The organism is Urbifossiella limnaea (assembly GCF_007747215.1).
GTDB lineage: Bacteria > Planctomycetota > Planctomycetia > Gemmatales > Gemmataceae > Urbifossiella > Urbifossiella limnaea.
Genome location: NZ_CP036273.1, coordinates 692,660 through 715,294 on the forward strand (window position 1 = coordinate 692,660; position 22,635 = coordinate 715,294).

Genomic DNA, 22,635 nt, shown 5'->3' on the forward strand with positions numbered 1-22,635 from the left:
TCGCGGGCGCCTACGCCGGCGGCGCGCCCGCCCCGTCCGGGGGCGCGGCGCCGGCCAGGCCGTACCGCTCGAGCATCCGGTACAGGGTCCGCCGACTGACCCCCAGCGCCTTCGCCGCCCGGACCTTGTTCCCGCCCGCCCGCCGCAGCACCTCGACGACGTGACGACACTCGACGGCGTCCAGGCTGTCCGGGTCTTGGGGGGTCACGGGGCTCGCGGACGAGGCGGCCCGGACCACGGTTTCCGGCAGGTCGTCGACCGTGATCGTGTCCCCCTCGGCCAGAATCTGCGCCCGCTCGATGACGTTGGCGAGTTCCCGGACGTTCCCCGGCCAGGCGTACCGGGTGAGGACCGTCATCGCCTCGGGCTCGATGTTCATGGGCGCTCCCCTGACCGCACGCGTGGTCAGGAAGTGCGTGACCAGCAGCGGGATGTCCTCCGCCCGCTCGCGGAGCGCCGGCAGCGTGACGGCGATGACGTTCAGCCGGAAGAACAGGTCCTCCCGGAACCGGCCGGCCTTCTGCTCGTCCTCCAGCGGCTTGTTCGTCGCCGCCACCACCCGCACGTCCGCGCGCCGCTCCTGCGTGCTCCCCACGCGCCGGTAGTGCCCGTCCTCCAGCACCCGCAGCAGCTTGGCCTGGAGGCCCGGCGACATCTCGGCCACCTCGTCCACGAACAGCGTCCCGCCCTCGGCCACCTCGAACAGCCCCGGCTTCACCCGGTCGGCGCCGGTGAACGAGCCGCGCTCGTGACCGAACAGCTCGCTCTCCAGCAGGCTCTCCTGCAGCGTCGCGCAGTTCACCGTGACCAGCGGCTTCTCACGCCGCGGGCTGTTCCCGTGGATCGCCCGGGCGACGAGTTCCTTTCCCGTGCCGCTCGGCCCGCGGACCAGCACGGTGGCGTCGCTCGGGGCCACCTTCTCGATCAGCCCGAGCACCTTCCGCAGCGCCGGGCTCGCGCCGACCATGTGGTACCGCGGGGACTCGAACGTGAGCGTTTGCACCACCCGCCGCAGCCGCGAGTTCTCCCGCCGCAGCCGGCGCACCTCCGTCGCGCGGTCGAGGACCGGCAGCACCTGTTGCAGGCGGAACGGCTTGAGGACGTAGTCGAACGCCCCGGCCTTCATCGCCTCGACCGCGGTCTGGATCGACCCCTGCCCGGTCATGATGATCCCGACCAGGTCGGGGTCGGTCTGAAGCCCCTGGCGGAGGAGCTGGATGCCGTCGGTGCCGGGCATCATCAGGTCGCTCAGCAGCACGTCGAACTCGCCGTCCCGCAGCGCGGCGAGGCCCGCGGCGGGGTCCGAGAAGCCGACCGCGTCGTACCCCTCGTCGCGGAGGGACTCGCACAGGGCGGTCATCAGCTCGACCTCGTCGTCGACGACGAGCAGCCGCACGGAGCGGGCGGGCGCAGTCATGGTGATCCGTCCTCGTCGGTGCGGCCGGGTCACTCCGCGTGGAGGCCGGCGACGTTGGTGTCCGGGCGGACCGGCAGGGTGAGCCGGACGGTCGTCCCCTGGCCGGGCCGGCTCTCGACCTCCAGCGTGCCGTGGTGCTGCTGCACGATCCGGCGACAGATGGCGAGCCCGAGCCCGGTCCCCTTCCCCTCGTCCTTGGTGGTGAAGAACGGCTCGCACACCCGGCCGAGGAGCTCGGGCGGGATGCCGGTCCCGGTGTCCATGACCTCGACCACGACCGCCGGCCGGTCGGGGGGGAGCCGGCCCGGGCGGACCCGCGGCGCGAGCCGGCCGCCGGCGGGCATGGCGTCGGCGGCGTTCGTGAACAGGTTCAGGAACACCTGCCGGAGCTGCTGGCGGTCGGCGTGGATGTGCGGCACGCCGGCGGCGAACTCCGGCTCGACGCGGATCTGCCGCTTCCGCAGGTGGTGGCCCACCAGATCGACCGTCTTCACCACCTCGTCGGGCACGTCCACGGTGGAGACCTGGTCGCGCCCCGCCCGACTGAACTGAAGGAGGTTCCCCACCAGCCCGGCCATCCGCTCGATCTCCTGCTCGATCACCTCCAGCTGGCGGCGCCGCGGGTCGTCGGCCGGCGTCCTGGCGAGGAGCCGCTCGACCCGCAGGCTGACCGTGGCGAGCGGGTTGTTCAGCTCGTGGGCGATGCTCGCGGCCAGCTCGCCGACGCCCGCCAGCTTGGCCGCCTGCCACAACTGTTGGGTGGTCGCCCGCAGCTCCTCCGTCCGGGCGCGCAGCGCGTCCTCCGCCCGCCGCCGCTCGGTCAGGTCGGTGAACATGTCCAGCGCGCCGTCGAACCGCCCGGCGGCGTCGGTCAGCGGGCGGGCCGACATGAGGGTCCACACCTCGCCCCCGTCGCGGCGGCGGAACCGCACGTCGGCCTGCTCGCTCACCCCGGCCCGGCGGCGCTCGAAGAGGGCGCGGCCGGCCGCCCGGTCCTCGTCGAACAGGAAGTCCCACTTTTGCCGGCCGCGGACCTCGTCGGGGCGGTAGCCGAGAAGGTCGGCCATGCGGTCGTTGACGAACACCACGCGGGCGTCGGGGTCGAGCTGCCAGATCCCCTCGTGCGCCGTCTCGACGATCCGGCGGAACAACGCCTCGGAGTGCCGGGCCGCGGCCTCCGCGTCGGCGACGCGGGTGCGGGTGCGCAGGTCGTCCAGCTCGCGGGCGGCGGCCTCGTACCGCTTCCGCTCGGTCACGTCGCGGACGATCGCCGTGAACAGCGCCCTGTCGCCCGCCCCGAACTTCGAGATCGACACTTCGGCGGGGAACTCGGTCCCGTCCTTCCGCACGCCGAACACCTCCTGCCGCTCGCCCATGTGGCGGGCCGGTTCCGGGGCGCGGCCGAACCCGGCGACCTGGCCCGCGTGGGCCGCCAGGAAGCGGGCGGGGATGAGGAGGTCGAGCGGCCGGCCGAGGATTTCCGCCGGGTCGTAGCCGAAGAGATTCGCCGCGCCGCGGTTGAACGCGACGACGACCTGCCGGGCGTCCACGGTGACGATGCCGTCCCCGGAGATGTCGAGTAGGCCGGCCAGTTGGTCGGCGGGGATGCGTGCGAGCACGGCGGCACCTGAGGGCCGCCGGGAGGCTCCCCGGCGGCCCACCTCGTCGCGACGACCGGTCGGGGCGTGGACAGTACCCATGGATTGTCCGGCCGATGGGGGTGGTGTCAAGGGCGGCGCGAGCCCGGCGTGGGGCTACTCCGCCGGCCGGGTCCGCGGGGCGAGCGGGCCGAGGTCCGGAACCCGGGAGATACCCTCGTCCCGCAGGTAGCGGTGGCACTTCACGCACGTCATCGTCATGTCGATGAACGCCAGCGTCGCGGCGTCACCCCGCTTGTCCTTGGCGGCCTTCTGGAGGCTGGCGACCTCGCGGCCGAAGTCGTTGCTGAACATCAGGTACCGCTCCGTGTCGTTGATCCGCCAGGTGACGTCCTTCACGCACGCGGCCAGGCCGTCGGCGTGGGTGGCCAGCAGGGTGTAGTCCTCCCGGGCGAGGGCCTCGAGCACCTTCTGGGCGTGGGTGAGCTTTCGGACCATGACCGGCAGTTGCTTCTGCTTCGGCTGGGCCGGCCGCTCCTGGGCCGAGCCGACGCCGACCGTGACGAGGGCGACAGCGGACCAGAGCACAGGACGGACAGTGCGTCGCATGGGAACCTCCGTGGAATGAGTCCGGCCGGTGTCGCCATCGCAAGCCCGGTGCCGTGACGCGAAACGCATCAATCGGCCCACTTCACGGGTCCGGCGTGTGCCACTCCGGCGCGCCGCGCTGTGCCGTGTGCCGGCCCGACACACCGCGATCCCTGACGAACCCGGCGTGCGCGGGCGCGCCGGAAACGCGTATCCCCCGGTGCGGCCGGGCGGAAATCGCGGTGGTTCGGGGTGGACGCCGGCGCGGCACCAGGTTTGCCTTGGGTCGTGCCGAGTCACCGGATTCACCCGCACCCCCCGAGCGGCCCAGCCGCGGAGGCAGCCATGTTCGCGCTCCGCAACATCCTCCACCCGACCGACTTCTCCGAGGCGTCGCAGTCCGCCTTCGAGGTCGCTTCCGCCCTCGCCCACGACTACGACGCGGAACTGCTGGTCTGCTACGTCGAGCCGTGGCCGGCCGCCGCGGTCATCGAGGGGGTCGCCCTCGACCTGCCGCAGGGGAGCTTCGACGCCGAGCTCGCCCGGCTGGAGTGCGTCGGGGCCGACGACCCCACGCTCCGGATCACCCGACGGGCTCTCCGGGGTGAGCCGTCGGCCGAGATCATCAAGGCGGCCGGCGAGTCCGCCGTCGACCTGATCGTGATGGGGACGCACGGGCGCGGCGGGTTGGCGCGCCTGGCTCTCGGGAGCGTCGCGGAGACGGTCCTGCGTCAGGCTCCCTGCCCCGTGCTCACGGTCCGTGCGGCCGGCCACCCGGCGCCCGCGAAGCCCGCCTCCGCGACGTGTAGCCGGTGAGGCTGCCGTCGGGGTCGTCGGTGCGTGGCTCCGGCGGCTCCTCCAAAACCCCCGCCCCAAAGGAGATGGCTATGCTCAAGTTCACTCCGGGCACCCCGGACGAGATGCAGATCCTGATTGCCTGCGGGATCGCTACCTACCTGATCGCCTTCCCGATCGTCGTGTTCTGCGCGGCGGTGTGTGCGGAAGGGTGGCGCCGGTCGCAGCCCGACCAGCCGGCCGTCGCACGGCCCCCGGCGCCCGCCGCGGGGCACGACCGGGCCGGCGTCGCCGCGGCGGCGTCCAGGCGCGGCGAGCTGGCGACCGCGGTTTGATTCACAGCTCGGTCGAAGGAGCCGCTGGTCAGCCCCGCCCGCCCCTTCGGAGGGGGAGCGGGACGGCGGCTCCGTCGCCGCGTCGGCGGAAATGCCCGTGCGCGGCCGCTATCTGCTACAACACCTCGACACGCTCGCTCCACCCACCTGTACCGCCTCCGCCGGCCGACCCGCCGGCGGCGTGACCCGACCGAGGGTTCCGTGCCGCCGCGCGGCCTCCGCCACCTGCTGAGACTGCCGAATCGGCTGTACCGGCGGCTCCTGCCGCGACGGCTCCGTCGGCTCGTCCTGCTGCCGCTGGCCATCGCCGCCACCGGGACCGTCGCCTACCCGGTCATCGAGGGGCCGCCGTGGACCCTGTTCGACGGCCTGTACATGACCGTCATCACGCTCACCACGGTCGGGTACGGGGAAATCCCCACCCCGCTGTCCCGCGGCGGCCGGGTGTTCACGATGGCCCTCGCCCTGGGCGGCATCTTCGTCCTCTTTTACATCGCCACCGACGTCATCCGGAGCATGCTCACCGGCGAGCTCCGCGAACTCCTCGGGAGGGAGCGAATGAGCGACCGGCTGAAGCACCTCCGGGGGCACCTGATCGTCTGCGGGTACGGCCGGATGGGGCGGATCGTGTGCGACGAGCTGGAGCGGCTCGGGCAGGCGTTCGTCGTGGTCGACACCGGCACCCCGCCGGCCGAGGAGGCGTACCGGCACGGGCTCCGGCTCCAGGGCAACGCGACCGACGACGAGGTGCTGCGGCGGGCCGGGATCGAGCACGCCCGGGCGCTCATCACGGTCGTCGGGTCGGACGCCGAGAACCTGTACATCGCCCTCAGCGCCCGGCTGCTGAACCCGACGCTGGTGCTGGTCGCCCGGGCCGAGGACGAGGGGGCGGAGGCGAAGCTGAAGCGGGTGGGCGTGAACCGGGTCGTGTCCCCGTACCTGACCGGCGGCCACCGGGCCGTGCAGGCGGTCCTCAAGCCGACCGTCCTCCAGGTGCTCGACGCCGCCGCCCGCGGGGCGTTCAGCGACCTGCAGGCGGTCGAGCTGCGGGTCGCGGCCGGCAGCCGGCTCGCCGGCGTCACCCTGCACCAGTCCCGCCTCGCGCCCGACTACGAGGTGACCGTGGTCGGCGTCCTCCGCCCGAACGGGGACGCGGTGAACGCCCCGACCGGCGACACCGTCATCGAGCCGGGGGCGGTCCTGGTGGCCTTCGGCACGCGCGAGGCGCTGGACCGCGTCGCGGGGCTGGCCGCGGCGCCGTGACCCGGTGCTACCCGCGGAGGACGAGCGCGAGGAGGATTTCGAGGGCGATCAGGGCGGCGACCAGCAACTCCAGGACGAACATCCGCTGCTCCGCCACCTCCCCGCGGATCAGCTCGTACACCCGGTCGAGCTGGGCGACCCGCTGGTCCACGCTGGCCCGCCAGTCGTCCAGGTGGAACCGCTCCCGGGCCGCCAGGTACACCCGCGCCAGGTACCAGTCGCCGACGAACTTGGTCACGTTCGTCACAGCGTCGGCCAGCTTGCTCGCGTCCACCCGCAGCCGCCGGAGCTCCCGCAGGACTGCCGCCCACCGCCCGGGCCACAGCCCCGGCCGCCGGCCGAGGTGGTCGTACGCCCGGTCGAGGTGGCGGTCGAGCGCCGCGTCCAGCGTCCGCAGTTCCTCCAGCTGGAGGTTCGCCAGCTCGAGTACGAGGAGCACGTCGTCGAACTCCCCCGTCAGATCCACCACCAGGGCGGCGTCCCAGTCGGGCACCACCGCGTCGCCGGCCGCGAACGACCGCTGGTGCCGGAACGACTCGGCGACCTGGTCGTCGCTCAGCCGGTCGGGGTCGGCGTCGTTGAGCAGCCCGGCCACCGCCCGCCGGTTCGCCCCGAGCCACCGCGCGGCGTCCGGGTCGCCCCCCAGGTCGGACAGGCAGAAGGCCGTGTACGCTTCCGGGTCACCGACGCCGGCGGGATCCCGGAGAGCCGCCCCGAGCCGGTCGCAGGCTTGCCGGCACAGGTCGCGGGCCGTCTCGGCGAGCGGGCGACCGTCCGCGGTGGTCGGCCGGTGGAACCGCCGCCAGCCGGCCAGCTCGCCCGCCACGCCGGACAGCCGAACGGTCACCGTCACCACGCCGACTTCGTACGCCCGGACACCCGTCTCGGCCGGCACGCCGGCCACGACGGCCGCCGTCGGGGGCAGCTCCACCTTCTGCGGCCGCGCGGCCGGGATGTCCCGGGGCGAGACGGGCTTGCGACGGACCTCCCCGTCCGTGGAGCCGCCGCCGGCCGCCGCGGTCACGACCTCGCTGCCGACGTCGAAGGCGTACAGATAGACGACGGTGCCGCGGACCACGTTGCACCCTTTCCACCCCGGCCGAAAGCAACAGACCCGTTCGCGGCTGTTGTACGGGACTGGCGGTAGACCCCGCCGGCGGCAGCCCGCGGGTGGGACGGCTTGACGTGTCGTAAACTCACGATATATTTGCACGAGGAGGGCGTGATGGGCACCCGGCCGAAGACACCGCCGCTGACCGACCTGACGGCCCTCGGGCAGGCCGCCGAGTGCCTGAAGGCGCTGGCCCACCCGCACCGGTTGCGGATCGTGCAGATGCTCCTGCGGGGGCGGTACACGGTCGGCGAGGTGGCCGCGGCCTGCGGCATCGCCAGCCCGATGGCGTCCGAGCACCTGCGACTGATGCAGCGGTGCGGGTTCCTCGCCTGCGACAAGGAGGGGCGGAACGCCTACTACCGGGTGACCGAGCCACACCTGAAGGACATCATGGCGTGCGTCGAGGCCCGGTTCGGGAGCGCCGCCGGGTAGCCGTTTTTGCCTCCCAAATAGATCGAAATGTTCCGACGTATTTGATCGATCACCGCGACCAGGAGAGGGTCATGACCGTCCCCACCGTCACCCCCCGGCAGCTGGCCGACCTCCGCTCGGCGGACCGGCCGGTCGACCTGATCGACGTGCGGACCCCGGTCGAGTTCCGCGAGGTCCACGTCCCGTTCGCCCGCAACGTCCCGCTCGACCGACTCGACCCGGCGGCGGTTCGGGCCGGCCGCGCCGCGCAGCCTAAGGAGCCGCTGTACGTCATCTGCCGCTCGGGCGGCCGGGGCCGGCAGGCGTGCGAAAAGCTCCTTGCCGCGGGGCTCGTCGTGTGCAACGTCGAGGGCGGAACCCAAGCGTGGGCGGACGCCGGGCTGCCGGTCGTCCGCGGGAAGAAGGCCGTCTCCCTGGAACAGCAGGTCCGCGTCGCGGCGGGACTGCTCGTCCTGCTCGGGGCCGCCCTCGGCTGGCTCGTCCACCCGGGGTTCGTCGGCCTGTCCGCGTTCGTCGGGGCCGGGCTGGTGTTCGCCGGCGTCACCGGCGCCTGCGGGATGGGGCTGCTCCTCGCCCGGATGCCCTGGAACCGCGTGACCGACCCCGCCGCGACCGGCGGCGTCCGCTGACCCTACCGGGGTCGCCCACGGAGGCTCGTCCATGAAGCTGGTGATCGTCGGTGGCGTGGCCGGCGGGGCGTCCGCGGCCGCCCGCGCCCGCCGCCTGTCGGAAGACGCCGAGGTCGTGGTGTTCGAGCGCGGGCCGGACGTGTCGTTCGCCAACTGCGGCCTGCCGTACTACGTCGGCGGGGAGATCGCGACCCGCGACAAGCTCCTCGTCGTCACCCCGGACCGGCTCCGCGAGCGCTTCCGACTCGACGTGCGGACCCGCTCGTCGGTGGAGGCGATCGACCGGGCGCGGAAGGTGGTCCGGGTGCGCGACCTGGCGACCGGGCGGGAGTACGAGGAGGGGTACGACAAACTCATCCTGGCCCCCGGCGCGGCGCCGGTCCGCCCGCCGCTGCCGGGGATCGACCTGCCCGGCGTGTTCACCCTGCGCACCCTTCAGGACGTGGACCGGATCAAGGCCCGGCTCGACGCCGGGGTGGCGCGGGCGGTCCTCCTCGGTGGCGGGTTCATCAGCCTGGAACTGGCCGAGAACCTGGCCCGCCGCGGCGTCGCCACAACGGTGGTGGAGAAGAACGACCAGCCGCTCACGCCGTTCGACCCGGAGATGACCACGCCGGTCGTCGCGGCCCTCGCCGCGAACGGGGTGACCCTCCGGCTGGGCGATACGGCCGAGGCCGTCGAGTCGGCGGCTGACGGGCTGTGCGTCCGGTTGAAGTCGGGGCTGTCGCTCCCGGCCCGGCTGGTCGTATTCGGCGTCGGGGTGCGGCCGGAGAACGCGCTGGCGGTCGGGGCCGGGCTGGCGGTCGGGCCGCGGGGCGGCGTGCGGGTCAACGAGCACATGCAGACCTCCGACCCGGACGTCTACGCCGTCGGGGACGCGGTCGAGGTCACCGACTTCGTGACGGGCGAGCCGGCGCAGGTGCCGCTCGCCGGCCCGGCCAACCGCCAGGGGCGGATCGCCGCCGACCACGCCCTCGGGCGGCCCGCCGCCCGGTACCGGGGGACGCAGGGGACGGCCATCGTCCGCGTGTTCGACACGGTGGCGGCCATCACCGGGGCGTCGGAGAAGGTGCTGCGGCGGGCGGGCCGGGCGTACCGGAAGGTGTACGTCCACCCGGCCCACCACGCCGGCTACTACCCCGGCGCCGAGGGGATGACCCTGAAACTCCTGTTCGACCCGGCCGGCGGTAAGCTGCTCGGCGCCCAGGCGGTCGGCGGGGCGGGGGTGGACAAGCGGATCGACGTGCTGGCGGTGGCGATCCAGGCCGGGTTGACGGTGTTCGACCTGGAGGAGGCGGAACTGGCCTACGCGCCGCAGTTCGGGTCGGCGAAGGACCCGGTGAACATGGCCGGGTTCGTCGCCGCCGGGCTGCTCCGCGGGGACCACCCGCAGGTGGACGCAGAGGCGGCTCTGGGTGGGTACTTCTTGCTGGACGTGCGGACGCCCGCGGAGTTCGCCGCCGGGCACATCCCCGGCGCGGTGAACGTGCCGGTGGACGAGTTGCGGGGCCGGCTCGCGGAACTCCCGCGGGACCGGCCGGTCGCGGCGTACTGCCAGGTCGGCCAGCGGGGCTATCTGGCCACCCGGGTGCTCCTCCAGGCGGGGTTCCGGGCCGCGAACGTGGGCGGGGGCTTCGCGACGTACCGGCTGCACCACCCGGGGCGCGAGTCGTCGCACTGAGGCTCGCCCGGGGCGGATCGGGCCGCGGTCAGCCGGCGGCCCGGGCGCACGCGATGCAGTAGCGGGCGTGCGGGAGGGCCTCGAGCCGGGCCTTCGACACGGGCTTCCCGCACGCCTCGCACCGTCCGAAGGCGCCGCGGTCGATCCGGTCGAGGGCAGCGGTCACCTCGGCGAGCGTGCCCTCCTCGGCGTGAAGCAACTCGAGGGCGGTGGCCTCCTCGGCCGTCCCCAGGGCGGTACCGGTCGGCTGTCGGGCCTCGACCTCCAGCGCCGTGACCTGACCGCCCAGGCGGGCGGCGGCCTCCGTCAGGCGCTGCCGGTACGTCGCGAGGTCGGCCGCGCTCGGCCCGTGGCCCGACCGGCACACCTTCTCCGCGCACCCCGCACCGGCCTCGGGGCCGGCCGCCGCGCCCGGTCCGAGTTCCGCCAGGAGCCGCTCGCACAGTGCTTCCCGGCGGGAGTGTTCGCAGACGCTGAGGCTCGCCCGGGGCAGGGCGGAGAGGGCGTCGCGGAGCACGTCGCGGAGGGTACGGGCCTCTTGATCGGTCAGGGTCAGTTGCACGGCGGCCTCGGGGGTAGGGTCGTTTGGTTCGGCTCCGGGTGTGTCAGAGCAAGGGGTGTACCGTCGGCTCCACCGGCCGCGCCCGCGGCGAAACCCGCGGATTTCGCGGCCCACGCCGACGCTCGGGGTGTGCGGTTGCGGCACGTCTCGGGGCGCCGGTGTGTCCGTGTGACACACCGGCGCCGCCGTCCCGTCACCCGTCGCCGTTCGTCGTGACCGGTTCCACCGCGACCGCGCAGGCCTTGAACTCGGGCGTCTTCGAGGTCGGGTCGAGAACCCCGGTCGTGACGTTGTTCACGTTCCCCGCGGCGGGGAAGTGGAAGTTCCCGAACACGCACCCCGGCGCCACCCGGTCGGTGACCGCCGCCCGGGACACGACCGCGCCGCGCCGGGAGCGGAGGCGGACGGCCGACCCGTCGGTCAGCCCGAGCCGCGCCGCGTCGTCCGGGCTCACCTCGACGACCGGCTCCGGGCACGCGGCCGTCAGCGCCTCCGCACGGCGGGTCATTTCGCTGCCGTAGTGCTGGAGCACGCGGCCGGTGGTGAGCACGAACGGGAACTCGGCGTCCGGCAGTTCCGCCGCGGGGGCGTGCTCGACCGCGTGGAACTTCCCCTTCCCGCGGGCGAAGCCGCCGACGTGCAGGATCGGCGTCCCCGGGTGGTCGGGCGACGGCACCGGCCACTGGAGGCGGTCGCCCCGTTCCAGCCGGGCGTGGCTGATCCCGGCAAACAGCGGCGCGACGGCCGCGACCTCGTCCATGATCTGAGCCGGGTCGCGGTACGCCCAGCCGGCGTGCGGCCCGACCGGGGCGCGGCCGTCGGCCGCGAGCGTCCGCCGCGCCAGGTCCGCCAGCACCGCCCAGTCCGGCCTCGCCTCGCCCGGCGGCGGCACGGCGGGGCGGATCAGCTGCACCCGCCGCTCGGTGTTCGTGAACGTCCCCGCCTTCTCCGCGAACGCCGCCCCGGGGAGCAGCACGTCGGCGAACTCGGCGGTCGCCGTCGGGAAGATTTCCTGGAGCACGAGGAACTCGCCCGCCGCCAGGCACCCGCGGGTGTGGTTCAGGTCCGGGTTCGTGAGCGCCAGGTTCTCGCCCATCACGAAGAGGGCGCGCAGGTCGCCGGGGCCGAAGGCGTCCACGATCTCCGTCAGCGTCCGCCCCGGCCGGTCCGACAGGCCGAGGGACGGCGTTCCGCCCGCGCGGGGTGCCGGCGGGTCGAGCGCCCACGCCGCGTCGAATTTGGCGAGCGCGGCTGGGCTCGTCACCGGCTGGTAGCCCGGGAACAGGTTGAACAGCGCCCCCATGTCGCAGGCACCTTGCACGCTGTTCTGGCCGCGGAGCGCGTTCGCCCCGCCGCCGGGCACGCCCATGTTCCCCAGCAGCATTTGCAGGTTCGCCAGCGCGAGGACGTTCAACACGCCGGTCGTGTGCTGGGTGACCCCCACGCCCCACACGGCCGCCATCGGCCGGTTCCGCGCCAGCAGTTCCGCGGCCCGGCGCAGGTCCGCCGCCGGGACGCCGGTGAGCACCCCCACCGCCTCGGGGGTGTACCGCTCGACGGCGGCCCGGAACTCCTCGAACCCCTCGCAGCGCTCCTCGATGTAGCGGCGGTCGTGCCAGCCGTGTTCGAGGACGACGTGCATGAGCCCGTTCAGCAGGGCCACGTCGGTCCCGGGCCGGTGCCGGAGGTGGACGGCGGCGAACTCGGTGATGTCGGTCGTGCGCGGGTCGGCGACGACGAGCGGCACCCCGCGGCGGAGCACGGCCTGGCGGAGGCGGGTGCCGAACACCGGGTGGCACTCGGTAACGTTCTCGCCGATCACGAGGAAGGCCTGGGCCTGTTCCGCCACGTCGTCCATCGAGTTGCTCATCGCCCCGGAGCCGAAGGCCATCGACAGCCCGGCGACGGTCGGGGCGTGGCAGAGGCGGGCGCAGTTCTCGACGTTGTGCGTGCCGATCACCTGCCGCGCCAGCTTCTGGACGAGGTAGTTCTCCTCGTTCGTACACAGGGCCGAGCCGATGAAGCCGACCGCGTCCGGCCCCGCCGCACGCCTCACCGCCACGAGTTTCGCCGCGACGAGGTTCAGCGCCGTGTCCCAGTCCGTCTCGACCCACTCGCGCTCCGCGAGAGTGGCGGAACGCTTCTCGACGCCGGCCAAGAGGTAGCGGCGGACGCGGGGGCGGGTCAGGCGGTCCGGGTGGTGGACGAAGTCGAACCCGTAGCGCCCCTTCACGCACAGGCTCATCCCGTTCACCGGCGCCGCCGGGTTGGACGCGACCCGGACGACGCGGTCGTCCTTCACGTGCAGGTCGAAGTTGCACCCGACGCCGCAGAACGGGCACGTCGTGGTGACGACCCGGTCCGGCCGGCCGCGGCCGACGGACATGCGGTCGTCGAGGGCGCCGGTCGGGCAGTAGGCGGCGCACGCCCCGCACGACTCGCAGCGGGCGTCGAGGAGGGTGGTGTCGAGCCCGGCCACGGGGCGCACGTCGTCGCCGCGGTAGCCCATGCCCCACACGAACCGCCCCTGCACGTCGGCGCAGGCCCGGACGCACCGGGTGCAGCGGACGCACTTGTTCAGGTCCACCCGCAGGAACGGGTTCGGGTCGGCGTCGACGGGGTACCGCGGCGGCGGCGTGTCGGCGGGCGGCCGGGCCCCGTAGTGCCGGACCCAGTGCTCGAACTCCGTCTCCGCGCGCTCGCCCGTGCCGTACTCGGCGTCGTGGTAGTTGGCGAGGAGCATGTCCAGCACGAACCGCCGCGACTCGGCCAGTTCCGGCGTCTCGGTGCGCACCACCATGCCGCCGCGGGCCGGCGTGGTGCAGGCGGCCGGGTGGCCGTGGACGCCCTCGACCTCCACGACGCAGAGGCGGCACGACCCGTCGGGGGACAGGTCGCGGTGGTGGCAGAGCGTCGGGATGGTGATCCGCGCCCCGCGGGCCGCGTCCAGGATGGTCTCCCCGTCGCGCGCCTCCACCGGTCGGCCGTCGATGGTCAGCGTCGGCATCACGACCCCTCCGACCGGCCGGCGGCGAACTCGTCGCCGAAGTGCCGCAGGGCGCTCTCGACCGGCAGCGCCACCGACTGCCCCAGGCCACAGAGCGAAGTGAGGTTCATCTGGCGGGTCAGCCACAGCAGCCGGGCCGCGTCGTCGGGCGTGGCCGCCGCGCCGAGCCGGTCCGCCGCGGCGCGGGCCTCGCGGGTGCCCTCGCGGCACGGCGTACACTTCCCGCACGACTCGGCCTCGAAGAACCGCAGGAGCCACGTCAGCAGCGTCGGCACCGGGAGCGAGTCGTCGAACGCGAACATACCGCCGGACCCGAGCGCGACGCCGTGGCGGGCCGAGTCGAAGTCGAGCGGCACGTCGAGCAGCGCCGGCGGGACGACGGTGCCGGCGGCGCCGCCGGCGAGCACGCCCTTCAGTCGGGTGCCGTCCCGCACCCCGCCGCCGAACTACTCGACGAGTTGCCGGAGCGTGACCCCGAGCGGCGCCTCGACCACGCCCGGTCGGTTCACGCAGCCGGTGAGGCAGAAGACCTTGGTACCCGGGCTGTGCGGCGTGCCGACCGACCGGAACCGCTCCAGGCCGTGCGCGAGAATCGCCGGGACGTGGCACAGCGTCTCGACGTTGTTGACCAGCGTCGGCCGGCCGAGGTAGCCGTGGGTGGTCGGGTACGGCGGGCGCGACCGCGGCTCGCCGCGCTTCCCCTCCAGGGATTCGAGCAGCGCCGTCTCCTCGCCGCACACGTACGCCCCCGCGCCGCGGTGGACACGCACGCGGAACGTGAACCCGCGGCGGCCGATGTCGTCCCCCAGCCAGCCGCGCGCGGCGGCCTGGGCGACCGCGCGCTCGAGCCGCCGGGCGACCCACTCGTACTCGCCGCGGACGTACACGATACCCTCGTCGGCGCCGACCGCGTAGGCGGCGAGCGCCATCCCTTCGAGGAGCCGGTGCGGGTCGGCGTCCATCAGGACGCGGTCCTTGAACGTGGCCGGCTCGGACTCGTCGGCGCTACACACGACACACTTCCGCGGGCCGGGCGCGGCGGCGACCATCCGCCACTTGCGGCCGGCGGGGAAGCCGGCCCCCCCGCACCCGCGCAGCCCCGCCCGGTCCACGGCATCGAGCACCTGTTCCGGCGTGCCGTCGAGTGCCTGTGCGAGGGCCTGGTACGCCCCTGCCGCGAGCGCGTCGTCGATCGAGTCGGGGTCGATGCGGCCGACACGCTCCATCGCAACCCGCACCTCGCCGGGCCGCGGGACCGAGTAATCCGGCATCGGGCCGGTCGGCCCGGCGAGCGCGGCCGCGGCGTTCTCCGCCGCGACCGGCCCGCAGGGTTCGAGTCCGACGAGCGCGGCCGGCGCGCGGTCGCACAGCCCGAGGCAGCTGCACCGCTCGACGGCCCGCTCGCCGCCCGCCGCCGCCGACTGCACCGCCGCATGCGTCGCCGCGCCGCCCCGCGCCATGCAGACCGGGCCGTCGCAGACGCGAACCGCGTGCGGCGCGACCGCGAGTAGCGAGTAGAACGAGACTGCGCCGTAGACCTGGGCGTCGCTCACCCCCAGGGCGTCGGCCGCCGCCCCGAGGGTGGCCCGGTCCAACGGCCGGCCCGTGTTGCCCTGGATATCGCGGAGGACGGGTAGCGTCGCCAACGGCGACGCCCCGTGCCGCGCCACGGCCGCCTCGACGACGGGGTCGGTTCGCGTCACTCGGTACGGGGTGGGTTGCATCGAGAGCCACCAGGACGGGATGCGCAGGCGGTTCGCAAACGTGATGCCGCAGCCGGGGCGAGACCGCCGTCGCGGCGTCCGCGGCGCCGGTCTGCCCGCCTCGTGATCGGGGTGTGCCATCCCGACACACCGTGAGCCTGGCCGCGCCCTCCTGGAGCACCGCTGCGGAGCGGTCTGACACCGGTGGGAACGGGTTGCGTCTGGTTCGACGACGCCCTCTAGTCTACAGGCGTTGGCATGACGGCTGCTTTCCCGGTCGGCAGCACCTGGCCAACGCGGCGTCTCACCAGCCACGGGAGCGACGATGCCCGGTACAGTCCGTCCACGCTTCCTGCCGCCCCCGTACCAGGACGCGGCCGAGTCCGGGCGGCTGGTCCTCCGCGACGGCACGACGGCCCACGTCCGCCTCGCCCGGCCGGACGACGGCCCCGCGCTCGACACCTTCTTCCGCCACCTCTCCGCGGAGTCCCGGTACCGGCGGTTCTTGTCGGTCGCACCGCCGGGGCCGGACCTGATCGGCCGCCTGTCCGACGGCGACGACCCCCGGACCGCGCTCACCCTGGTCGTGACCCGGGTGCAGGACGGCGCGACGCGGGTCGTCGCGACGGGCTCGTACCTGGCGCGCGGTCCGGGGGAGGCGGAGGTCGCCCTCACCGTGGGAGACGCCCTGCGGGGACACGGGCTCGGGACGCTGCTGCTGGAGCGGCTGGCCCTCCTGGCCGCGCGGAACGGGTTCACCCGCTTCTGGGCCGTCACGTCGGGCGACAACCGGCCCATGCTCGACGTGTTCCGCGCGTCCGGGTTCGAGGTGCGGGAGCGGCCGGGGCGCGGCGAGGTCGAGGTGGAGTTGGGTGTCGTCCCCACCGCGGCGAGCGTCGGGCGGCTGGAGGCGCGCGACCGGGTGGCCACGGTCGCCTCGCTGCGGCCGTTCTTCCGCCCGACCGCCGTCGCCGTGGTCGGCGCGTCGCGCGACCCGGCGGCCGTCGGCCGGCGCGTCTTCGACGAGCTACTCGCGGCCGGGTTCGGCGGGCCGGTCTGCCCGGTGAACCCGCGGGCGACCGAGGTCGGCGGCGTCCGGGCGTACCCGTCGGTGCGCGACCTGCCCGGCCCGGTCGAGCTGGCCGTGATCGCCGTGCCGGCCGCCGCCGTCCGGGGTGTCGTGGACGACTGCGCCGCCCGCGGGGTGCGGGCTCTGGTCGTCCTCTCGGCGGGGTTCGCCGACGCCGGCCCGGACGGCGCCGCCCGCCAGCGGGCGCTGGTCGAGCAGGCCCGCGGGTACGGGATGCGGGTGGTCGGGCCGAACTGCCTGGGCGTCCTCAACGCCGACCCGGCGGTGCGCCTGAACGCCTCCTTCTCGCCGGTGTTTCCGCCGCCCGGGCGGGTCGCCATGTTGTAGCAGAGCGGGGCGGTCGGGCTCGCGGCCCTGGCCGCCGCCGGCCGGTACGGGTTGGGGTTCTCGACCTTCGTGAGCGTGGGGAACAAGGCCGACGTCTCCGGCAACGACCTGCTCCAGTACTGGGAGGACGACCCGGCGACCGGCGTGATTCTGCTGTACCTGGAGTCGCTCGGCAACCCGCGGCGGTTCGCCCGCATCGCCCGCCGGGTGGGGCGGCGGAAGCCGGTGGTGGTGCTCCACAGCGGGCTCAGTCGCGCCGGCGGGCGCGCCGCCCGGTCGCACACGGCGGCCCTGGCCACAACCGCCGCCACCGCCGACGCCCTGTTCCGCCAGGCCGGCCTGGTTCGTGCCGACGCGCTGGAGGAACTGTTCGACCTGGCGCTCGTGCTCGACGGCCAGCCGCTCCCGCGCGGCCGGCGGGTCGGGATCGTGACGAACGCCGGCGGCCCCGGCGTCCTGTGCGCCGACGCCTGCGAGGCCGCCGGGCTGACCGTGCCCGAACTCTCTCCGGGCCTGCGGGCCGCGCTCGCGGAGGCCTGCCCGGCCGCGGCGAGCGTCGCAAACCCGGTCGATCTACTCGCGAGCGCCGGGGCCGAATCGTTCCGCCGGGCCGTCCGGCTGCTGCTCGACTCGGGCGAGGTAGACGCGCTGGTCGCGATCTTCACGCCCGTCGGGCTGGTCGATCCCGGCGAGGTCGGTCCGGCCGTGGCGGCCGAGGTCACGCGGGCGAACGGCGCCGAGGTTCCGGTGGTCGCTTGCCTGCTGGGCGGGGCCGAGCACCGCACCCACCTGGACGGCCCCGGCGGCCGCATCCCGTGCTTCCCGTTCCCCGAGACCGCGGGCCGTGTGCTCGGGAAGGCGGCCGCCTACGCCGCCTGGCGTGCCGCGCCGGAAGGCGTGCTCCCCGACTTCGACGACCTCGATTGCGCGGCCGCCCGCGACGCCTGCCGCCGCGCCCTGGCCGCCCACGGCGCGGGCTGGCTCTCGGCCGACGACACCCGGACCGTGCTGTCGGCGGTCCGGCTGCCGCTCGTGCCGGGCCACGTGGCGCGCACCGCCGACGAGGCGGCCGAGGCGGCGGCGCGGTTCGGGTTCCCGGTCGCGGTGAAGCTCGCCTCCCGGCAACTCGTTCACAAGACCGACGTCGGCGGCGTCCGGCTCGGTCTCGCCGACGCGGAGGCGGTGCGGCTCCCGGCGCGGGCGGCACCGGCTGCGGCTGCGGCAGCGCCCCGGGCTCGACGGCCACCTCGACCGTCGGCGGGGCGACGGACGGGAACAGCGACCGCGGCAGCGTGACGTACCCCAGCACCCCCAGGAAAAAACAGGAGGATGGAGATCACCATGTCCAGGGCCGGCCGGTGGAGGATGTTCGTGAACATGAAGTCCGGTGGAGTCCCGTGCGGGTGGGGGGGGGACGGACGAATGACGAAGATTCCTCAGTCGTCACTCACTCGGCTACTCGGCGTGGAACTTCTGCGTCCCGAGGACCAGGTCGGCCGGCTTGAACTCGACATTCACCTTCTCGCCGTCGTGGACCTCGCGGACGCCCTCGACCACGATCCGATCGTCCGGCCCGAGGCCCGGCCCGACCACGTACACGTCCTCCAACTCGTGCGGGACGCGGATCATGCGCTGGTGCACCACGCCCTCGGCGTCCACCACGTAGACGTACCGCTTGTCGAGGATCTCGTCGTCGCCCGCTGGGGGATGACGACGGCGCCGGCGAGGCGGCGGTGGACCTGCACAGTGCCGGTCAGACCGTGGCGGATGAGCCCGTCCGGGTTCGGGAAGTCGGCGCGGAACGGGATGTTCTCGGCCTGCGGGTCGGACTTGCCGGTGATCGTGAGGAGCTGGGTCGGGTGCGGGAACTTGCGCCCGTTGGCCAGCACGAGCTCGATCTACCGGGCCTCGATGGGGCTCGCACTGGACCGGTACTCGTAGTACCGGATCTCGGGCACGTTGAAGTACACCCACATCACCCGGTGCCGGTATGCGAACGTCGCCTCGGCGGCGGTGTCGGTCACGTATGACGCGACGGCGCCGGTCGTCACCGTCTCGTCGCTCGTCGCCAAGACCAGCCTGCCGACGCTCACCGGAACGGTGGACGACTCGACGGCGACCGTGAGCGTTACCGCCGGCGGCCAGACGGTGACGGCGACCGTCTCCGGCACGACCTGGACCGCCGCCCTCACGACGGCGCTGGCCGACGGCACCTAAGCAGTTGGCCCCGATTGCGTACCATGTTTCATGATCCGCGTTCACCTCACCGTTGCGACGCAGTCCGAGTTGCAGGCTCTCCGGCGGGACCCCCTCCCGCCCCGGGTACGGGATCGGCTGGAGATGGTCCTGCTGTCCGACGCCGGGTGGTCCCCGCCCCGGATCGCCCGGCACCTCGGGTGTGACCCGCAGACCGCCCGGGCCGTGATCCACGGGTTCAACGCCCGGGGGGTGCCGGCCCTCTACCCCGGCAAGCCCGGGCCGGCCCCCAACTACGCCCGCCGGGATCAGGTGGCCGCCCGGCTGACCGACCTGCTCGGCCAGGACCGGACGTGGACGGCGGCCCAACTGGCCGACGCCCTCCGCCCCAACGGGATCCGGCTCCGTGCCCGTCAGGTCCGTCGGTACCTCGCCCGACTGCGGGCCGGGTACCGGCGGACGGCCTCGACCCTGGAGCACAAGCAGAACCGGCCCAAGGTCGCCCGGGCGGCGGCCGTCCTGGGCGGCCTGCAACGGAAGGCCCGGGAGGGCCGGCTGGTCCTGGACTATCTCGACCAGTGCGGGTTCGCCCCGTCGCTGCCCGGTGGGTACTCGTGGTGCCTGCCGGGCCAGCGGAAGCGGGTCCGGTACGAGTACCCCCAAGGTCGGCGGGTCAACGTCCTGGCCACCTACGAGCCGCTCGGCCCGGCCCCCCGCTTGGATGCCGTGCCGTTCGAGCGGACGCTCACGTCGGACGACCTCGTGGCCTACCTGCGGGGGAGGCCCGCGGTCGGGCGACCCCGGGTGGTGGTTCTGGACAACGCCCCGATCCACACCAGCAAGGTGGTCAAGGCCGCCCGGCCCGAGCTGGCGAAGTCGGGGGTCTACCTGTACTACCTGCCGGCGTACAGCCCCGAGTTGAACCGGATCGAGGCCGTGTTCAAGCAGGTCAAGCACCACGAGATCCCGACCCGCAGTTACGCCACCCGGTCCGATCTGCGGGCGGCCGTCGAGCAGGGCTTCAACTCATATGCCCAAAAGCTCCGCCCAGAACCTGGGAAACAACTACGGCCGGCTGCTTACGACGTCACCGCCACCGCGACGGACGCGGCCGGGAACACGTCGTCGGCGACCGCCGCCGGCGGCCTGGTGATCGACGCGACCGCCCCGACGGCGACCGTGACCACGACCGCGCCCGACCCGGCGACGACGAACCCGATCCCGGTGACGGTGACCTTCAGCAAGCCTGTCACCGGGTTCGAGGCCGGCGACCTCGTGCTCACGAACGCCGCGGCCATCAACTTCACGGCGGTGGACGCGCAGACGTACACGTTCGACCTCGTCCCCGACGGCGGCGGGACCGTGAGCGTGCTGGTCAACGGCGGCGCGGCCGCGGACGCCGCCGGGTACACCAGTCTGACCTCAGGCGCCCTGATGCGAACCTTCTCCGGCCCGGTCACGGCCGTCCCGGTCGCCACCACCGCCGTCAGCCCGACGAACGCCGCGACCGTCCCGGTCACGGTCACGTTCAGCGGCGACGTGACCGGGTTCGATGCCTCCGACGTGACGGTTACGAACGGCACGGTCACGAACTTCACGGCGCTCGACGGCCGGACGTACACCGCCGACATCACCCCGACCGCGGACGGCGTGGTGAGCGTCACGGTCGCCGCCGGCGCCGCGACCGACGCGGGCGGCGGGCCGACGGCAGCGGCGCAGCCGGTCGCGGTCACGTCCGACCGTACCGCGCCGACCGCGGCCGGGCCGACGAACACCGGCTCGCTCACCTTCACGATCACGTTCAGCGAGGGCGTGACCGGCTTCGACGCGTCCGGCGTCGCCGTCACCAACGGCACGCTCGACGCCCTGACGCCGGGGGACGGGCGATCTTTCACGGCAACGGTCACCTCTGCCGCGGACGGCACCGTGACCCTGACGGTCCTGGCCGGGAGCGCCGCGGACGCCGCCGGAAACCCGACCGCCGCCGACGCCCTGGGCAGCGCCGTCTATGACACCACCGGCCCGTCGCCGCTCGTCAGTTCCAGCGCGAGTGACCCGACCAGCAGCACGTCGATCCCGTTCTCCGTGACGTTCGACGAGGGCGTGACCGGGTTCGACGAGTACGACCTGACGGCCACGAACGGGATCGTGTTCAACTTCACGGCGGTGAGCGCCAGCACCTACACCTTCTCCATCTACCCGGGCGCCGCCGGCCTCGTGACGGTGGGCTTGGCCGCGGGCGTGGCGACGGACGCCGCCGGGAACGTCAACGCGGCCGCCGCCGCCGTCAGCCGCACGTACGCGTACACCTCCACCGACGCCTCGGGCCTGGTGGAGACCATGCCGGACGTGAACGCGGCGGAGTGGCAGACGCAGGCCGACGGACTGAAAATCTGGGACGCGCAGGTCGGGACAGATGACGCGGTCGCGGCGGGCTCGACCGTCGAGGTGTACTACACGGGCTGGCTCGCAAGCGACGGCACCGAGTTCGACTCGAACCGGACCGCCGCCTCGGCGGCGTCGTTCGCGCTGAGCAACCTGATCGCGGGCTGGCAGGAGGGGCTGGTCGGGATGCAGGAGGGCGGCATCCGCCGGCTCTACATCCCGGCCGCGCTCGGGTACGGGTCGGGCGGCTCGAGCAGCATCCCCGCGGACGCCGACCTCGTGTTCGAGATCAAGCTCGTCTCGGTCAGCTGACGCGACGACAGCGGCTGGTGGGCGAACGCGTTTAGCCGCGGGCCGGCCCCAGGTCCGCGGTCTGCGCCGCCTCCCACTGCGGCACGTTGCCGATCGGCAGCCAGTAGCCCGCCTCGACGACCTCGAACCGGCCGCGTGCCGCCAGCAGCGACACCGCCTCGGTGATCTCGTACTCGCCGCGCACGGATTCGGTCAGCGTCAGGTCGAACACCGAGCGCGGGAACAGGTACGCCCCGATGTTCGCCAGTTGCGGCCCCGGCAGGTCCGGCTTCTCGATCAGCTCCTTCAGGGAGCCGTCCGCGTGGCGGAAGATGATGCCGTAGTCCTTCGGCGTGTCCACCGGCCGGGCCAGGATGCCCATCGGCACCGCCGCCAGCCGCGCCAGGTCGGCGCGGCCCATCAGGTCGTCGCCGTTGAGCACCATCACCCGGTCGGAGCGCACCGCCCCGCGGCAACTCATCAGCGCGTCGCCGGTGCCGCGCGGCACCGCCTGCCGCACCGTCACCCAGTCGCGGACGTGCGGCTGCCCCTTCAGGTACTCCTCGAGCTGCTCCGCGAGGTAGTTCACGACCACGACGAGCCGGTCGACCGGCGGCAGCGCGGCGATGATCCAGTCGAGGATGGGGCGGCCCTGCACCGGCAGCAGCGGCTTGGGCACGTCGTTGGTGTGCGGGCGGAGGCGGGTGCCTTTGCCGGCGGCCAGGATGATCGCGTCCATTCGGCCCTCGTAACCCGTGAATCCGCTCCGGGCAGTGTATCGGGGGAAATCGGCGGGGGCGGCGGGTTCGGGTGAACCGTGGCGACCTCGGCGGCCGATACAACCGGCGTCGGGCGGGGCGTGGCAGGAGCCGAGCCCCGGCCGGCGCCGGCCCGCCGGCGCGGGGGCTTCGCGGCCCCGGTCGCGCCGGCGGGCCGGGTATTGGTAGCCCGAACCACGGATGGACCCGTCATGACCCGCCGAGTACTGATGACCGCCGTCGTGGGGGTGCTGGCCGCCGGGTTCGGCTGCAAGCACGTGGGCGGGAAGTGCGACTGCGGCGCCCACCCGGGCGACGCCGTGATCACCGGCCCGACCCCGCCGTACCCGACGGCCCCGGCCCCCGGGATGCCGACCACGACCCCGCCGAGCATCCCGCCGGCGAACAGCCCGACCAAGTCGGCCCCCGGCACGCTGCCGATGCCGATGCCGAAGTCGTGAGTT

At 73.9% G+C, this 22,635-nt stretch carries 23 protein-coding genes and 1 pseudogene; 12 read left to right on the plus strand and 12 right to left on the minus strand.

What is annotated here, in order from left to right; genetic code table 11:
* Nucleotides 1–10 precede the first annotated feature (10 nt).
* From ETAA1_RS02980 to ETAA1_RS02990, 3 genes are all read right to left on the minus strand, one after another.
* The gene (locus ETAA1_RS02980) at nt 11–1,417 is read right to left on the minus strand and encodes a sigma-54-dependent transcriptional regulator (RefSeq protein ID WP_145234180.1); all 1,407 of its coding nucleotides are present in this window, start codon (nt 1,415–1,417) and stop codon (nt 11–13) included.
* Nucleotides 1,418–1,446: 29 nt separating this feature from the next.
* Nucleotides 1,447–3,036 carry a PAS domain-containing sensor histidine kinase gene (locus ETAA1_RS02985; protein ID WP_202920622.1) on the minus strand — a complete coding sequence of 530 codons (1,590 nt, stop codon included), beginning with the start codon at nt 3,034–3,036 and terminating at the stop codon, nt 1,447–1,449.
* Nucleotides 3,037–3,171: 135 nt separating this feature from the next.
* A complete protein-coding gene (locus tag ETAA1_RS02990; protein WP_145234183.1) occupies nt 3,172–3,624 on the minus strand; it encodes a hypothetical protein in 453 nt (150 codons plus the stop codon).
* Nucleotides 3,625–3,948: 324 nt separating this feature from the next.
* On the opposite strand from ETAA1_RS02990, the gene ETAA1_RS02995 reads away from it, so the two are divergent.
* The 3 genes from ETAA1_RS02995 (at nt 3,949) to ETAA1_RS03005 (ending at nt 5,996) form a co-directional block, all read left to right on the plus strand.
* A complete protein-coding gene (locus ETAA1_RS02995; RefSeq protein ID WP_145234185.1) occupies nt 3,949–4,419 on the plus strand; it encodes a universal stress protein in 471 nt (156 codons plus the stop codon).
* 71 nt (nt 4,420–4,490) lie between these two features.
* Nucleotides 4,491–4,733, plus strand: coding sequence for a hypothetical protein (locus ETAA1_RS03000; protein ID WP_145234187.1), 243 nt, complete (start codon nt 4,491–4,493; stop codon nt 4,731–4,733).
* A 201-nt stretch (nt 4,734–4,934) separates the two neighbouring features.
* Nucleotides 4,935–5,996, plus strand: coding sequence for a potassium channel family protein (locus tag ETAA1_RS03005; protein ID WP_145234189.1), 1,062 nt, complete (start codon nt 4,935–4,937; stop codon nt 5,994–5,996).
* 7 nt (nt 5,997–6,003) lie between these two features.
* On the opposite strand, the gene ETAA1_RS03010 is transcribed toward ETAA1_RS03005, so the two are convergent.
* Entirely contained in the window at nt 6,004–7,074 is a 1,071-nt protein-coding gene (locus tag ETAA1_RS03010; RefSeq protein WP_145234191.1) for a hypothetical protein, read from the minus strand.
* A gap of 147 nt (nt 7,075–7,221) precedes the next feature.
* Between ETAA1_RS03010 and ETAA1_RS03015 the strand changes: the two genes are divergently transcribed.
* The 3 genes from ETAA1_RS03015 (at nt 7,222) to ETAA1_RS03025 (ending at nt 9,852) form a co-directional block, all read left to right on the plus strand.
* Nucleotides 7,222–7,542 carry an ArsR/SmtB family transcription factor gene (locus ETAA1_RS03015; RefSeq protein ID WP_145234193.1) on the plus strand — a complete coding sequence of 107 codons (321 nt, stop codon included), beginning with the start codon at nt 7,222–7,224 and terminating at the stop codon, nt 7,540–7,542.
* Nucleotides 7,543–7,613: 71 nt separating this feature from the next.
* Complete coding sequence (locus tag ETAA1_RS03020) at nt 7,614–8,171, plus strand: rhodanese-like domain-containing protein (RefSeq protein ID WP_145234194.1); 558 nt, start codon at nt 7,614–7,616, stop codon at nt 8,169–8,171.
* Nucleotides 8,172–8,202: 31 nt separating this feature from the next.
* Entirely contained in the window at nt 8,203–9,852 is a 1,650-nt protein-coding gene (locus tag ETAA1_RS03025) for an FAD-dependent oxidoreductase (RefSeq protein WP_145234196.1), read from the plus strand.
* Nucleotides 9,853–9,880: 28 nt separating this feature from the next.
* On the opposite strand, the gene ETAA1_RS03030 is transcribed toward ETAA1_RS03025, so the two are convergent.
* The 4 genes from ETAA1_RS03030 to ETAA1_RS03045 form a co-directional block, all read right to left on the minus strand.
* Nucleotides 9,881–10,414: a TraR/DksA family transcriptional regulator gene (locus ETAA1_RS03030; protein WP_145234198.1), complete on the minus strand. Its 534-nt coding sequence runs from the start codon at nt 10,412–10,414 to the stop codon at nt 9,881–9,883.
* Nucleotides 10,415–10,607: 193 nt separating this feature from the next.
* Complete coding sequence (fdhF, locus tag ETAA1_RS03035; RefSeq protein ID WP_202920623.1) at nt 10,608–13,421, minus strand: formate dehydrogenase subunit alpha; 2,814 nt, start codon at nt 13,419–13,421, stop codon at nt 10,608–10,610.
* Complete coding sequence (locus ETAA1_RS03040; protein WP_145234202.1) at nt 13,421–13,855, minus strand: NADH-ubiquinone oxidoreductase-F iron-sulfur binding region domain-containing protein; 435 nt, start codon at nt 13,853–13,855, stop codon at nt 13,421–13,423. The genes fdhF and ETAA1_RS03040 overlap by 1 nt, the downstream gene beginning before the upstream one ends.
* Nucleotides 13,856–13,867: 12 nt before the next feature.
* On the minus strand, nt 13,868–15,145 hold the full coding sequence (locus ETAA1_RS03045) for an NAD(P)H-dependent oxidoreductase subunit E (protein WP_202920624.1): 1,278 nt from the start codon (nt 15,143–15,145) through the stop codon (nt 13,868–13,870).
* Between the two features lie 304 nt (nt 15,146–15,449).
* Here ETAA1_RS03045 and ETAA1_RS03050 point away from each other — a divergent pair, with 304 nt between their 5' ends.
* From ETAA1_RS03050 to ETAA1_RS33325, 3 genes and pseudogenes are all read left to right on the plus strand, one after another.
* A complete protein-coding gene (locus tag ETAA1_RS03050) occupies nt 15,450–16,541 on the plus strand; it encodes a GNAT family N-acetyltransferase (protein ID WP_145234206.1) in 1,092 nt (363 codons plus the stop codon).
* A 12-nt stretch (nt 16,542–16,553) separates the two neighbouring features.
* Nucleotides 16,554–17,315: pseudogene (locus ETAA1_RS33320) on the plus strand (GNAT family N-acetyltransferase); the annotation flags it as partial.
* Between the two features lie 123 nt (nt 17,316–17,438).
* A complete protein-coding gene (locus ETAA1_RS33325) occupies nt 17,439–17,837 on the plus strand; it encodes an acetate--CoA ligase family protein (protein ID WP_261342022.1) in 399 nt (132 codons plus the stop codon).
* A 159-nt stretch (nt 17,838–17,996) separates the two neighbouring features.
* Here ETAA1_RS33325 and ETAA1_RS03060 read toward each other — a convergent pair whose 3' ends face one another.
* From ETAA1_RS03060 to ETAA1_RS33330, 3 genes are read right to left on the minus strand one after another with little or no spacing between them, the layout of a single operon-like run.
* Nucleotides 17,997–18,182, minus strand: coding sequence for a hypothetical protein (locus ETAA1_RS03060; RefSeq protein ID WP_145234210.1), 186 nt, complete (start codon nt 18,180–18,182; stop codon nt 17,997–17,999).
* Nucleotides 18,167–18,430 (minus strand): hypothetical protein, encoded by a 264-nt coding sequence (locus ETAA1_RS03065; RefSeq protein ID WP_145234212.1) that lies wholly within the window; start codon nt 18,428–18,430, stop codon nt 18,167–18,169. Before ETAA1_RS03065 ends, ETAA1_RS03060 begins: the two co-directional genes overlap by 16 nt.
* Nucleotides 18,431–18,439: 9 nt before the next feature.
* Nucleotides 18,440–18,565, minus strand: a complete 126-nt coding sequence (locus tag ETAA1_RS33330; protein WP_261342005.1) for a hypothetical protein — start codon at nt 18,563–18,565, stop codon at nt 18,440–18,442.
* On the opposite strand from ETAA1_RS33330, the gene ETAA1_RS03070 reads away from it, so the two are divergent.
* Both ETAA1_RS03070 and ETAA1_RS31420 read left to right on the plus strand, forming a co-directional pair.
* Entirely contained in the window at nt 18,555–18,758 is a 204-nt protein-coding gene (locus ETAA1_RS03070) for a hypothetical protein (protein WP_145234214.1), read from the plus strand. The genes ETAA1_RS33330 and ETAA1_RS03070 overlap by 11 nt on opposite strands.
* A 30-nt stretch (nt 18,759–18,788) precedes the next feature.
* Nucleotides 18,789–21,434: an IS630 family transposase gene (locus tag ETAA1_RS31420; RefSeq protein ID WP_261342006.1), complete on the plus strand. Its 2,646-nt coding sequence runs from the start codon at nt 18,789–18,791 to the stop codon at nt 21,432–21,434.
* Between the two features lie 31 nt (nt 21,435–21,465).
* Here the strand turns inward: ETAA1_RS31420 and ETAA1_RS03090 are convergent, their stop codons facing one another.
* A complete protein-coding gene (locus ETAA1_RS03090; RefSeq protein WP_145234215.1) occupies nt 21,466–22,152 on the minus strand; it encodes a nucleotidyltransferase family protein in 687 nt (228 codons plus the stop codon).
* 231 nt (nt 22,153–22,383) lie between these two features.
* On the opposite strand from ETAA1_RS03090, the gene ETAA1_RS03095 reads away from it, so the two are divergent.
* Complete coding sequence (locus ETAA1_RS03095; RefSeq protein WP_145234217.1) at nt 22,384–22,632, plus strand: hypothetical protein; 249 nt, start codon at nt 22,384–22,386, stop codon at nt 22,630–22,632.
* Nucleotides 22,633–22,635: the final 3 nt, after the last annotated feature.